Below are 12,730 nucleotides of genomic sequence, written 5' to 3' on the forward strand. Positions count from 1 at the left end.
GCTACACTCCCCAACTACTGTCTTTTGCACTGCACCATTTTGGAAATTTCCCATGAGCTTGATTCCCGCCACCATCCTGACCGGCTTTCTGGGTTCCGGTAAAACCACGCTCCTGAAACGCGTGCTGGCCGAGGCCCATGGCCAGAAAATTGCCGTCATCGAAAACGAGTTCGGTGAGGAAAACATCGACAGCGACATTTTGGTGAGCGATACCAACGAGCAAATCATCCAGATGAGCAATGGTTGCGTCTGCTGCACCATCCGCGAAGACCTGCGCACCACCCTGAAAGACCTGGCCGAGAAAAAACGCAAGGGTGAGCTGGACTTCGAGCGCGTGGTGATCGAAACCACCGGTGTGGCCGACCCCGGCCCGGTGGCGCAGACCTTTTTCATGGACGACGAGATCGCCGAGACCTATTTGCTGGACTCCATCCTGACGCTGGTGGACGCCAAGCACGCGGTGCAGCAGCTCAACGACCGCCAGGAGGCGCGCCGCCAGATCGGTTTTGCCGACCAGATTTTCATCAGCAAGTCGGACCTGGTGTCCAAGGACGATCTGGACGCGCTGATGCACCGCATCAAACACATGAACCCGCGGGCTCCGCAAAAAGCGGTGCATTTTGGCGAGGTGTCCCTGAAAGAAGTGTTTGACCTGCGTGGCTTTAACCTGAACGCCAAGCTGGACATCGACCCCGACTTCCTCAAGGACGATGACCACGATCACCATGACCACGCGCATGGCGAGCACTGCGACCACCCTTCGCACCAGCACGACCACGCGCATGGCGACCACGGCGGCCATGGTCACCACCATCACCACGACGATGATGTGAAAAGTTTTGTCTTCAAGTCCGATCGGCCGTTTGACCCGGCCAAGCTGGAGGACTTCCTGGGTGCCATTGTCAACATCTACGGCCCACGCATGCTGCGTTACAAGGGCGTGCTGTTCATGCAGGGTACGGACCGCAAGGTCATCTTCCAGGGCGTGCACCAGCTCATGGGCAGCGATCTGGGCCCTGCCTGGGCCGAGGGTGAACAGAAGTGCAGCAAAATGGTTTTCATCGGCATTGATCTGCCCAAGGACATCTTCCTGCAGGGCATGGAACAGTCGCTGGTCTGACCCCACCCCACAGAACCACCCCAATTACCGGCTGGGAGCCAAATGATTGTCTCGCTTTTGCAACTGATGGGTTTCCCGATGGGGAAACCTGTACACTCGCGCGCCGAAGAAACCCCCGTTTCACCGCCTGCCAAGGCGGCCAAAACGGAAGCAGCCACCAGGGACCGTGCGCAGGCGAGTACTGCCAGGAGACAAGAAGTGAAAGCGACATCCGGGAAAGACACCAAAGCCAAAGACGTGAAAGCCAAAGACGTCAAGGCCAAGCCAGCAGCCAAAGCGGCAGCCAAACCGGTAGTGAAGGTGCAAGCCCCAACTGCGGCCAAAAAGGCGGCCCCCAAAGCCGCCAGCAAACCCGCGGCCAAAGCGCCAGCCCCCAAGGCAAGCGCCAAGCCGGTGACTAAGGCCCCCGCCAAGCCCGCTGCCAAAGCGGCACCCAAGGGGGCTGCCAAGGCACCGGTCAAAACTGCCGCCAAAGCGGTGGCCAAACCTGCTGCCAAGGCGCCCGCAGTTAAAATAAAGGCGGTTGCCGAAAAAGCGACCGCCAAGCCCGCCGTGAAGGTTGTGGCCCCTGCGAAAACCGCACCCGCCAAAACGGTTGCGGCGCCTGTGGTGACCAAAGCCCCTGTGGCTGCGCCGGTAGCCGCTCCTGTGGCTGCCGTGCCTGCCAAGTCAGGGCGTCCATCTTCCCGCCTGGCTCAACTTACCGTGCCTTCCATGGCGCAATCTGTGGCCTCCACAGCCGCCAAAGCCAGCTATACCCTTACCATGACTTCCCCCGTGATTGCCCCTGTGATTCCCGCCGCCGTCAAGAAAGACGCCAAGCTTGCCAACAACTGGAAGTCCAAGCCGGTGGCTGAGTTGACCGATGCCGAGTTGCTGGCCATGCCCGACTCCGAATACATGAACGATGTGCAGCTCGCGGCCTTCCGCCTCAAGCTGTCCATCCTCAAGCGCGACATCCTCAACAGCGCAGGCGAGACCACGGAGCACCTGCGTGAAGACACCTCGGTGGTGCCTGACCCCGCGGACCGCGCCACCATTGAAGAAGAGCATGCGCTGGAGTTGCGCACCCGTGACCGCGAACGCAAGCTGCTCAAGAAAATTGAGCAGTCCATCACCCGTATCGACGCGGGTGACTACGGGTACTGCGATGAAACCGGCGAGCCCATCGGCGTTGGCCGTCTGCTGGCACGCCCCACGGCAACGCTGTCGCTTGAAGCGCAGCAGCGTCGCGAGCTCAAGCAGAAAATGTTTGGTGATTGAGCGTAATTTTCTGGCCTGCGGAGCACCCCCACTGACTTATGGCGACCAAAGACGATCGACCTGGTTTGTTGTCCAAGGTGGCGATGTTTGTGCGCAACCCGACCAAGGATTGGTCGGAGTTGGACCGGGCGGAGCCTGAGCAGGACAGCGGCTACGACAAGCAGGCCCTGAAGGCCATGATTGAGCGCAAGCGGCAAAACGACTTTGTCCGCAGGCGTGAATTCGACCAGTTGCGCAAGCTGCGCAACCGAGACCCCTCTGCCACTGCAACGTTGGCACGCCCTTCTTTTTTTCAGACCAGCATCCCCACGGACCCCGATGGCCGCGCGGTCACCCTGAAGAAAATCGACGAAATCGAAGCCCAGATGTCCAAGCAGTGGTGGAAGGGCAAGCAGGATGCCGCGGCAGCGCAAGGTGGCTTTCCGGTGGCAGGTGGTGCCGCAGTGGGGGCTGGGCCCCTGCCGCACCAAGCTTCCGCCCCCACCGTGGCGGCCACCTTGACGTCCCATTTTGAAGCCACCGAATCGTCCGAGTTGCATTCCAGTGTGTCGGGTGTGGCGCCGTCAGAGTATGCGGCTACCCAGATGGGCAGCGGCATGCCACTGCCCATGTCCAGCCATGTGCCCCTGCCGCAGCGTACGCCACAAGGCACCCCTGCCAAGGGGCGCGATGGCGGCACTGATCTGACTTTCTCCACCTCTGAGCTGTTTGCCATTGAGGTGGATGACATGAACACCGACCCCGAGTTGGAAGAGGCTGCCATCCGCTTCGCCAATGGCGATGATGCCGGGGCTGAAACGGGCTTGCTCAATGCCTTGCAAAGCATCACGGCTACGCCAGAGGCCTCGGCCTCTTGGGCTGCGGCACTGATGGACCTGTACCGCGCCACCAACAACCGGACACGTTTTGATTGGGCTTTGGTCGAGCTGGCGCACGTATGGGGTCCTGCGCTTCCTGTTTGGGCAGCACTCTCCGGTGTTGCTCCGGATATGGTCACCACGGTAGCGGCGCCTTTTGGTGCATCGGACTTCGGCCGTAGCATGCGGGGCGCGCCCCATGCCATCTGGCGTTGCCCGCTCCGTTTGACTGCACTGGCAATGGAGGATTTGCGCGAAGCCATGTCCACCCAGCCGATGCCCTGGGTGATCGACTGGTCAGCGGTGACCATGCTGGATGCCGAGGCCATGCCATTGCTGGGCGGGCTGTTTGGCAGCCTGTGCGACGAGGCGGTGGCCCTGCAGTTCGGCGGTGCAGATCGTCTGGTTCTGGCTTTGCGTGCCACCATGCCTTCGGGTGACCGTTCCGTGGATCCCGCCTGGTGGGCCGTGCGCCTCAATGCCCTGCGCACCATGCAGATGCATGATGAGTTTGAACTGGCAGCACTCGACTATTGCGTGACCTACGAGGTGTCGCCTCCCGCCTGGGAGCCTGCCCGTTGCCACTACGAACCGGCTGAAATTGCGGCCGCACAGGCCGGTGGGCCGCCGCCCTCTTTCGAGTCTGCAGCCACCGTGCCGATGGGCTTGGACAGCCTGCCTGTGTCCGGTCTGGAGCTGCGGGGCGATGTGCTGGGGGACGCCACCCAGGCGCTGGCAGGGTTGGACACCTCGCGCGCCGAAGGCGGGCGCATTGTGGTGTCCTGTCGCCACCTGATTCGCGTCGATTTTTCCGCTGCAGGCAGCATTCTCAACTGGGTGGCCATGCGCCAGTCCGAGGGCAGCCTGGTGCAGTTCCAGGACGTGCACCGCCTGGTGGCTGCATTTTTCAACGTTATCGGCATCAATGAGCATGCCAGGGTCGTTCCTCGCGCCATGTGAGTGTGCGCACTGCGTGCGCGACAGCTTGATTTGGGTGCGCCCCACCCCACTTTGACACCATGGAACAATTTCACGGCACCACCATCATCAGCGTTCGCCGCAAGACGCCGCAAGGCGACCAAGTCGCCATTGGCGGCGACGGTCAGGTCACTCTGGGCAATATCGTCGTCAAGGGTTCGGCCCGCAAGGTGCGCAAGTTGCACCATGGCAAGGTGCTGGCAGGTTTTGCTGGCGCCACGGCCGATGCTTTCACCCTGTTTGAGCGTTTTGAGGCCAAGCTCGACAAGCACCAGGGGCATCTGGTGCGCGCAGCCATCGAGCTCACCAAGGACTGGCGTACCGATCGCGTGCTGCGCCGGCTAGAGGCCATGCTGGCCGTCGCCGACAAGGACGCCTCTCTGATCATTACGGGCAATGGGGATGTGCTGGAGCCGGAGAACGGCATTGTGACCATCGGTTCGGGCGGTGCTTACGCCCAGGCGGCGGCAGTTGCCCTGCTGAACCACACGGAGTTGCCTGCCGCGGACATTGTGAAACGTTCGCTGGAGATTGCAGGCGAACTGTGCATTTACACCAATATGCACCACACCATTGAAACCTTGTGACCGATATGCACGCCATGACTCCCCAAGACATTGTTGCCGAACTGGACAAGCACATCGTTGGACAAGCCCAGGCCAAGCGTGCCGTAGCGATTGCCCTGCGCAACCGCTGGCGCAGGCAAATGGTGGATGCTGCGTTGCGCAGTGAAATCACACCCAAAAACATTTTGATGATTGGCCCCACGGGGGTGGGCAAGACCGAGATCGCGCGCCGTCTGGCCCGTCTGGCCGATGCGCCTTTCATTAAGGTCGAGGCCACCAAATTCACCGAGGTCGGGTACGTGGGCAAGGATGTGGACGCCATCATCCGCGACTTGGCCGACATCGCCGTCAAGCAAACCCGCGAGGCTGAGAAGGCCAAAGTGCGTGCCCGCGCCGAAGACGCGGCTGAAGAGCGTATTTTGGATATTTTGGTGCCACCGCCACGCTCTGAATTTGGTGTGGTGGCTGCCAGCGATGCTCCCGAAAGCACGGCGCGCCAAGCTTTCCGCAAGAAGCTGCGCGAAGGCCAGCTGGCCGATCGCGAGATCGAGGTGGATGTGGCTGCACCAGCGCCCCAGCTCGAAGTGATGGGGCCGGCCGGTATGGAGGAGATGACCGAGCAGTTGCGCGGCATGTTTGGCCAGCTTGGCCAGAACAAGCGCCAGACGCGCAAACTCAAGGTCAGCGAGGCCCACAAGCTGTTGGTCGACGAAGAGGCTGCCAAGCTGGTGAATGAAGAAGACATCAAGAGCCAGGCCCTGTACCTGCTGGAGCAAAACGGCATTGTGTTCATTGACGAAATCGACAAGGTCACTTCGCGCAGCGAGGGCAGTGGTGCAGAGGTGTCGCGCCAGGGTGTGCAGCGCGACCTGCTGCCGCTGGTCGAGGGCACCACTGTGTCCACCAAATACGGCATGGTCAAGACTGACCACATCTTGTTTGTGGCCTCGGGCGCTTTTCACCTGAGCAAGCCCAGTGATCTGATTCCGGAGCTGCAGGGGCGCTTTCCGATTCGCGTTGAATTGCAATCCCTGTCGGTGCAGGACTTTGAAGCCATCCTGACCCAGACGCATGCCTCCTTGGTCAAACAGTACCAAGCGTTGCTGGAGACCGAGCAGGTCACGCTGGACTTCCGGCCTGAGGGCATCACCCGATTGGCGCAGATTGCCTTCGAGGTCAATGAGCGCACCGAAAACATTGGGGCGCGCCGTTTGTCCACGGTGATGGAGCGCCTGCTCGACGATGTCAGCTTTGGCGCATCGTCTCTGGCGGGGCAAACCGTGTCGATTGATGCGGCCTATGTCGACGCCCGCCTGGGTGAGCTGAGCCAGAACGAGGATCTTTCCCGTTACATCCTGTAAGCCGTTCGGATGAACGGTCGTGGAAGTGGGTGTTTCATGCATCACTTTCATAAGGCGCGCTAAGTGCTTAATTTAGAACGATTTTTGCCTGCTTGCCGCCTGCAAAAACGCGTCTAAGTCCTTGATTTCATTGGAAAAAATTCGCGCAAGCCCTCTTGCCAGCGCGGCTTTTGCTGATACAGTGCAAAAAAGTGCAATTTAGTGGTGAAAAGTGCCGCGAAATTGCCATTTCCACACTGTCACAGCAAAAGTAGGTATTTCACGGTGTTCCAAGGGGCCTCGTCTCTCAGTCTGGATGCAAAGGGTCGGTTGTCAGTACCGACCCGGCATCGTGACGTCCTGAGTGCAACGGCGGCAGGCCAACTCACGATCACCAAACACCCACATGGCTGTTTGATGGTGTTTCCTCGCCCCGAATGGGAAAAATTCCGCGAACGCATTGCGGCCCTGCCGATGTCTGCCCAGTGGTGGAAGCGCATCTTCCTGGGCAATGCCATGGATGTGGAGATGGACGCGACAGGTCGCGTTCTTGTATCGCCCGAGCTGCGCGAAGCTGCAGGCATAGCCAAAGACACCATGCTGTTGGGCATGGGGAATCACTTTGAGCTGTGGGACAAGGCCACCTACGACGCCCAAGAGGCGAAGGCCATGCAGGGCGAGATGCCCGATGTCTTCAAAGACTTTTCTTTCTAAGGTGTGACGGTGGAAGCTCCTTGGACCCACACCACCGTCTTGTTGAACGAAGCAGTAGACGCATTGTTCAGCAACGACGGCCAGCCTTATGCGGCTGCGGCCGACGGCACTTATGTGGACGCCACTTTTGGTCGTGGCGGCCACTCGCGCCGCATTCTGGCGCAATTGAGTCCGGCTGGCCGCTTGGTGGCCTTTGACCGCGACCCCGACGCCGTAGCGCAGTCTGCCAGCATCACCGATCCCCGCTTTTCCATCCGCCACGAAGGTTTCTCCCATCTGGGCGAATTGCCTCCGGCCAGTTTGGCTGGCGTGCTGATGGATTTGGGCGTGAGCTCGCCCCAAATTGACAACCCACAGCGGGGCTTCAGCTTCCGCTTTGAAGGTCCTCTGGATATGCGCATGGATACCACGCGCGGTGAGAGTGTGGCCCAGTGGCTGGCAACGGCCGAGATCAATCAAATCGCGGAGGTGATACGTGAATATGGTGAAGAACGGTTTGCTGGGCCAATTGCAAAGGCGATTGCTGCTCGCCGACAGGAACGGGGGCCAATTTCAACCACCTCCGAGCTGGCCCAACTCGTGGCTGACACGGTCAAAACCCGCGAGCAGGGCCAGAACCCTGCAACGCGCACATTTCAGGCTCTTCGGATTTTCATCAACGCCGAGCTTGAGGAGCTGCAACAAGCGCTAGAAGCCAGTCTGGACGTCTTGCAACCTGGCGGGCGTCTGGCGGTGATCAGCTTCCACTCGCTTGAAGACCGCATCGTCAAGCAGTTCATTGCCAAGCACTCCAAAGACGAATATGACCGTCGTGCGCCGTTTGCTGCGCCCAAGGTCATGAAGCTCAAAGCGCTGGATCGCATCAAACCCAGCGCCGCCGAAGTGGCGGGCAATCCGCGTTCGCGCAGTGCCATCCTTCGCGTGGCGCAAAGGATGGCCGTGTGATCCGCTTGAATCTGGTATTGCTACTTGCCGTTGTGGCCAGTGCCCTGTATTTGGTGGGCATGCAGTACGAGTCGCGCCGTGTGTTTGTGGAGCTGGAGCGCGCCCGTGCCGAAGCACGCCGCCTGGAGACTGAGTTTGAGCGCTTGCAGGTTGAAAAGCGAGCTCAGGCGACGCCCGCACGCGTGGAGCGGCTTGCCAAAGACCAGTTGCAGATGCGCCAAGCCACCCCGGGCATCACGACCTACGTGACCTACACCGCCCCCGGAGCCGCACCATGAGCCGCAGCGTGCTCTACACCTCCAGTCCTTTGCTGGCCAGCCGCACCCCGGTGTGGCGCAGCAAGTTTGTGGTGGGCGTCATTGCGCTGGGCTTTGTGGTGCTTGCTGCGCGTGCGGCCTATATCCAGGTGGTGGCGAATGATTTCTTTCAGCGCCAGGGGGAGGTGCGTTTTGCACGTACCCTGGATCTGCCGGCCAACCGCGGCCGCATTCTGGACCGCAATGGTTTGATCCTCGCCTCCAGCGTGCCGGCACCCAGCATCTGGGCGATTCCCGAAGACGTGGAAATGGACAAGGCCCAGTTGCAGCGCCTGGCCAAGCTGCTGGAGATGCCAGCGGCCGACATCTCGCGCAAACTGGCCAACGAAGACAAGACCTTTGTCTGGATCAAGCGCCAGGTGGATGCCGCCGTAGCCAAACAAATTGCCGAACTCAACATCAAGGGCATCTACCAGCGCAAGGAATACAAGCGCGAGTACCCCGAGGGCGAGTCGGCCGTGCATGTGGTGGGCTTTACCAATGTGGAAGACAAGGGCCAGGAGGGGGTGGAACTCACCTTCAACAAAGAGCTGGCCGGTCGCAGTGGCTCACGCCGCGTGATCAAGGACCGCCTGGGCCGCGTGGTGGAGGACGTGGGCGACCAGATCCCGCCGCTGGAAGGCAAGGACCTGCAGCTCAGCATCGACAGCAAGGTGCAGTTCTTCGCCTACCAGAAGCTGCGCGAATCCGTGCTCGAGAACAAGGCCAAGGCCGGCAGTGTGGTGGTGCTCGACGCCATCACCGGCGAGGTGCTGGCCCTGGCCAACTATCCCAGCTACAACCCCGACAAGCGGCGCAACCTGAGTGGCGAGCAACTGCGCAACCGCGCGCTGACCGACACCTTCGAGCCGGGCTCGGTGATGAAGCCATTCACCATCGGCCTGGCGCTGGAGACCAAACGCGTCACGCCGCAGACCATCATCGACACGACGCCGGGGCGCATCACCATCACCGGCTCCACCATCTCCGACTCGCATCCCAACGGCGTGCTCACGGTCGAGGGCGTGATCCAGAAATCCAGCAACGTCGGTACCACCAAGATTGCCATGCAGATGGAATCGCGCGAGATGTGGGACCTTTTCACCCAGGCCGGTTTCGGCCAGAAGCCGCAGATCGCCTTCCCCGGCGCCGTCTCCGGGCGTCTGCGTCCCTATAAGACATGGCGCCCGATCGAGCACGCCACCATGTCCTACGGCTATGGCCTGTCGGCTTCGCTGTTCCAGATGGTGCGCTCCTACACCGTGTTCTCCCACGACGGCCAGCTCATCCCGGCCACCCTGACCAAGAACAGCGAACCCGCTGTGGGCGTGCAGGTGCTGTCGCCGCGCACGGCCGGCCAGATTCGCAAGATGCTGCAAATGGCCGCCAGCCCGGGCGGTACCGGCCAGAAGGCGCAGACCATGGGGTACTCGGTGGGCGGCAAATCAGGAACCGCCTACAAGCTCATCGGCAAGAGCTATGGCACCGACAAGAACCGCAAGTACCGCGGCTGGTTCGTCGGCATGGCGCCCATCGACAACCCCCGCATCGTGGTGGGCGTGATGATCGACGAGCCCAGCGCCGGCAAGCACTATGGCGGGGATGTGGCGGCGCCGGTTTTCAGCGAGACGGTGCAGCAGACCTTGCGCATCATGGGCGTGCAGCCCGACATGGCCGTACGCCCGCAGATCGTGGCCGACGCGGTGGAGGAGAGTTTCTGATGCGTGCGCTCACCACCCCGCAAGAGGCTGTGCAGTGGCTGCGCGCGCGCGGTGCGCAGGTGCTGCGCACTGACAGCCGGCAGGCCGGCGCAGGCGATGCCTTCATTGCCTGGCCCGGTGCGGCCGTGGACGGCCGGGCCTTTGTGGCCCCGGCGCTGGCCAGCGGTGCCGTGGCCGCGTTGGTGGAGCAGGACGGCGCATCCGCCTATACCTTCGACGCCACCCAGGTCGCCAGCTATGCAGGCCTGAAAGCCGATGCCGGCCTGATTGCCGCCGAGTTCTATGACCACCCTTCCGTGACCCTGCCCGTGGTCGCCGTGACCGGTACCAACGGCAAGACCAGCACCGCCTGGTGGCTGGCCCAGGCGTTGGGCGCACTGCCCGAGCAGCAGGCCTTGCCCTGCGGCGTCATCGGTACGCTGGGCGTGGGGCAACCGCCCCATGTGCAGTCCACCGGACTGACAACCCCCGACCCGGTGCGCGTGCAGCAGACGCTGCGGCAGTTTTCCGACCAGGGTCTGCGCGCTTGCGCCATGGAGGCTTCGTCCATTGGTATCGAGGAGCAGCGCCTGGCGGGCATCCATATCCGCGTGGCGGTGTTTACCAATTTCACCCAGGACCACTTGGACTACCACGGCAGCATGGAAGCCTACTGGGTGGCCAAGCGCAAGCTGTTTGCCTGGCCGGGCTTGGCCCATGCCGTGGTGAACATCGACGACGCGCAAGGGGCCGCTTTGGCCGACGAGTTGGCGGGATCGCTGGACCTGTGGACCGTGTCGAGCCAGCAGCCCGCACGCTTGCGGGCGCAGCAGCTGCGCCACACCGCCAATGGCATGGCCTTTGAGGTGGTGGAGGGCGATGTGTCCTGCGTCTTGCAGTCCCAGGTGATTGGTAACTACAACGTGTCCAACCTGCTGGGCGTGGTCGCCGCCATGCGCTGCTTGGGCGTTCCTCTGGCGTTGGCGGTAGACGCCTGCACGAAGTTGCTGCCTGTGCCTGGCCGCATGGAGTGTGTGGGCGGGCAGGGCGCGCCTTTGGTGGCGATTGACTATGCCCATACCCCTGACGCGCTGGCCCAGGCGCTGCAGGCGCTGCGCCCCATGGCCCAGGCCCGCGCCGGGCAACTGTGGGCTGTGTTTGGCTGTGGTGGTGACCGCGATGCTTCCAAGCGCCCGCTGATGGGCGCCATTGCCGCCCGGCATGCTGACCGTGTGGTGGTGACCAGCGACAACCCGCGCAGCGAGCGCCCCGAGGCCATCGTGGCGCAAATCCTGTTGGGCCTGGTGGATAACAAAGGCGTGGAAGTGGAGGCTGACCGCGCCTTGGCGATTCGCAGCGCGGTAATGCAGGCTGCGGCAAACGACGTGGTCTTGCTGGCAGGCAAAGGCCACGAGGAAACGCAGGAGTTGGCCGGCGTGAAGCATCCCTTTTCGGACCACCAACACGCTTTGGCTGCCTTGCAGCAGCGCCCGCTGGCTGACGGAGGTGCCGCATGAACGTGATGATGACGCTAGCCCAGGTGGCGGCTTGGCTGGACGGTGCCCGTCTGGTGGGCCCGACCGAGCTGTCTGTGGTGCGTGTGCATACCGATACCCGCACCATCCAATCCGGCGATTTGTTTGTGGCCTTGCAGGGCGAGCGCTTTGACGCCAATGCCTTTTTGCACGACGCGCAGAACCATGGCGCCGCTGCCGTGTTGTGCCACGCGGGCCTGGATGCAAGCGCGTACCCGCTTGATTTGCCACGGATTGAAGTTGCCGATACCAAGCGGGCCCTGGCCCAGTTGGCCACGCAGTGGCGTGCCCAATTCACCTTGCCGCTGATCGCCATTACCGGTAGCAATGGAAAAACCACCGTGACCCAAATGGTGGGCTCCATTCTGGAGGCGCAGGCCCCCGATGGTGCCGCTTTGGCCACGCGGGGCAATTTCAACAACGACATCGGTGTGCCGCTGACCCTGTTGCGCCTGCGCTCCCAGCACCAATTGGCCGTGGTAGAGCTGGGCATGAACCACCCTGGCGAGATTGCCGGGCTGGCCGCTATGGCCCAACCCACGGTGGCCTTGGTCAACAACGCGCAGCGCGAACATTTGGAATTTATGCACACCGTGGAGGCCGTGGCCCAGGAAAACGGCACCGTGATTGCCGCCCTGCCGGCCGATGGTGTGGCGGTGTTTCCGCTGGACGACGACTACACCGCGGTCTGGCAAGGCTTGGCTGCCCAGCGCAAGACCGTGCAGTTTGGCTGGCAGTCGGTCGGTGCCGCGCAGGAGGTGCTGTGCACTGGCGCCGAGTGGGTGGACGGCGCATGGCAAGTTCAGGCCAGCACGCCCTGGGGCGCGCTGCGCTACCGCCTGGCCATTGCCGGGCGCCACAACGTGAAGAACTCGCTGGCCGCGGCCGCCTGTGCTTTGGCCGCGGGTGTCAGTCCCCAGGCCGTGGTGCAGGGGCTGCAAACCTTTGTCCCGGTGAAAGGCCGTTGCCGTGCACTGCAGATTGCCCGTGACGGCATAAACGTCACCTTGGTGGACGACACCTACAACGCCAACCCCGATTCCATGCGCGCTGCCATCCAGGTCCTGGCTGATCTGCCGGGTCCGCGTCTGCTGGTGCTGGGCGACATGGGTGAAGTGGGCGAACAAGGCCCTGAATTCCATGCCGAAGCCGGGCGTTTTGCGCACGCGCAGGGCATCACCCATGTGTTGGCTTTGGGCGAGATGGCGGTGCACGCCGTCCAGGCCTGTCCCGGTGCGGAGCACTTTGTCGATGTGGATGCCTTGTTGCTGCGGGTCAGGGCTCTGTTGCCCGGCGTGGCCAGTGTGCTGGTCAAGGGGTCCCGTTTTATGCGCATGGAGCGTGTGGTCGAGGCATTGGCCCAAGCCGCGCCTGTGACCGGAGGTGGCACCCATGTCGTTTGATATTTTTGGAGCG

Annotated in this window: 11 protein-coding genes; all 11 read left to right on the plus strand. The window is 62.2% G+C overall.

The window, feature by feature from the left end:
- Positions 1-52: 52 nt before the first annotated feature.
- The 11 genes from AC3WS7_RS07600 (at position 53) to AC3WS7_RS07650 (ending at position 12,717) form a co-directional block, all read left to right on the plus strand.
- A complete protein-coding gene (locus AC3WS7_RS07600; RefSeq protein WP_296467419.1) occupies positions 53-1,120 on the plus strand; it encodes a CobW family GTP-binding protein in 1,068 nt (355 codons plus the stop codon).
- Positions 1,121-1,597: 477 nt separating this feature from the next.
- On the plus strand, positions 1,598-2,383 hold the full coding sequence (gene dksA / locus AC3WS7_RS07605) for an RNA polymerase-binding protein DksA (protein ID WP_492656170.1): 786 nt from the start codon (positions 1,598-1,600) through the stop codon (positions 2,381-2,383).
- Positions 2,384-2,421: 38 nt separating this feature from the next.
- Positions 2,422-4,200 carry an STAS domain-containing protein gene (locus AC3WS7_RS07610; RefSeq protein ID WP_492655928.1) on the plus strand — a complete coding sequence of 593 codons (1,779 nt, stop codon included), beginning with the start codon at positions 2,422-2,424 and terminating at the stop codon, positions 4,198-4,200.
- A gap of 59 nt (positions 4,201-4,259) precedes the next feature.
- The gene (gene hslV, locus AC3WS7_RS07615) at positions 4,260-4,805 is read left to right on the plus strand and encodes an ATP-dependent protease subunit HslV (RefSeq protein WP_105262083.1); all 546 of its coding nucleotides are present in this window, start codon (positions 4,260-4,262) and stop codon (positions 4,803-4,805) included.
- A gap of 5 nt (positions 4,806-4,810) precedes the next feature.
- Positions 4,811-6,145 carry an ATP-dependent protease ATPase subunit HslU gene (gene hslU, locus AC3WS7_RS07620; RefSeq protein ID WP_492655929.1) on the plus strand — a complete coding sequence of 445 codons (1,335 nt, stop codon included), beginning with the start codon at positions 4,811-4,813 and terminating at the stop codon, positions 6,143-6,145.
- 264 nt (positions 6,146-6,409) lie between these two features.
- A complete protein-coding gene (mraZ, locus tag AC3WS7_RS07625; protein WP_094482051.1) occupies positions 6,410-6,838 on the plus strand; it encodes a division/cell wall cluster transcriptional repressor MraZ in 429 nt (142 codons plus the stop codon).
- Positions 6,839-6,847: 9 nt separating this feature from the next.
- On the plus strand, positions 6,848-7,783 hold the full coding sequence (gene rsmH / locus AC3WS7_RS07630; RefSeq protein WP_296467407.1) for a 16S rRNA (cytosine(1402)-N(4))-methyltransferase RsmH: 936 nt from the start codon (positions 6,848-6,850) through the stop codon (positions 7,781-7,783).
- Positions 7,780-8,061, plus strand: coding sequence for a cell division protein FtsL (ftsL, locus tag AC3WS7_RS07635; RefSeq protein WP_094482054.1), 282 nt, complete (start codon positions 7,780-7,782; stop codon positions 8,059-8,061). Before rsmH ends, ftsL begins: the two co-directional genes overlap by 4 nt.
- Entirely contained in the window at positions 8,058-9,800 is a 1,743-nt protein-coding gene (locus AC3WS7_RS07640) for a peptidoglycan D,D-transpeptidase FtsI family protein (RefSeq protein WP_492655930.1), read from the plus strand. The genes ftsL and AC3WS7_RS07640 overlap by 4 nt, the downstream gene beginning before the upstream one ends.
- A complete protein-coding gene (locus tag AC3WS7_RS07645) occupies positions 9,800-11,296 on the plus strand; it encodes a UDP-N-acetylmuramoyl-L-alanyl-D-glutamate--2,6-diaminopimelate ligase (RefSeq protein WP_492655931.1) in 1,497 nt (498 codons plus the stop codon). Before AC3WS7_RS07640 ends, AC3WS7_RS07645 begins: the two co-directional genes overlap by 1 nt.
- Positions 11,297-11,301: 5 nt before the next feature.
- On the plus strand, positions 11,302-12,717 hold the full coding sequence (locus AC3WS7_RS07650) for a UDP-N-acetylmuramoyl-tripeptide--D-alanyl-D-alanine ligase (RefSeq protein ID WP_492656171.1): 1,416 nt from the start codon (positions 11,302-11,304) through the stop codon (positions 12,715-12,717).
- Positions 12,718-12,730: the final 13 nt, after the last annotated feature.

Source organism: Rhodoferax sp. EU05-FHT12H12, assembly GCF_058791215.1.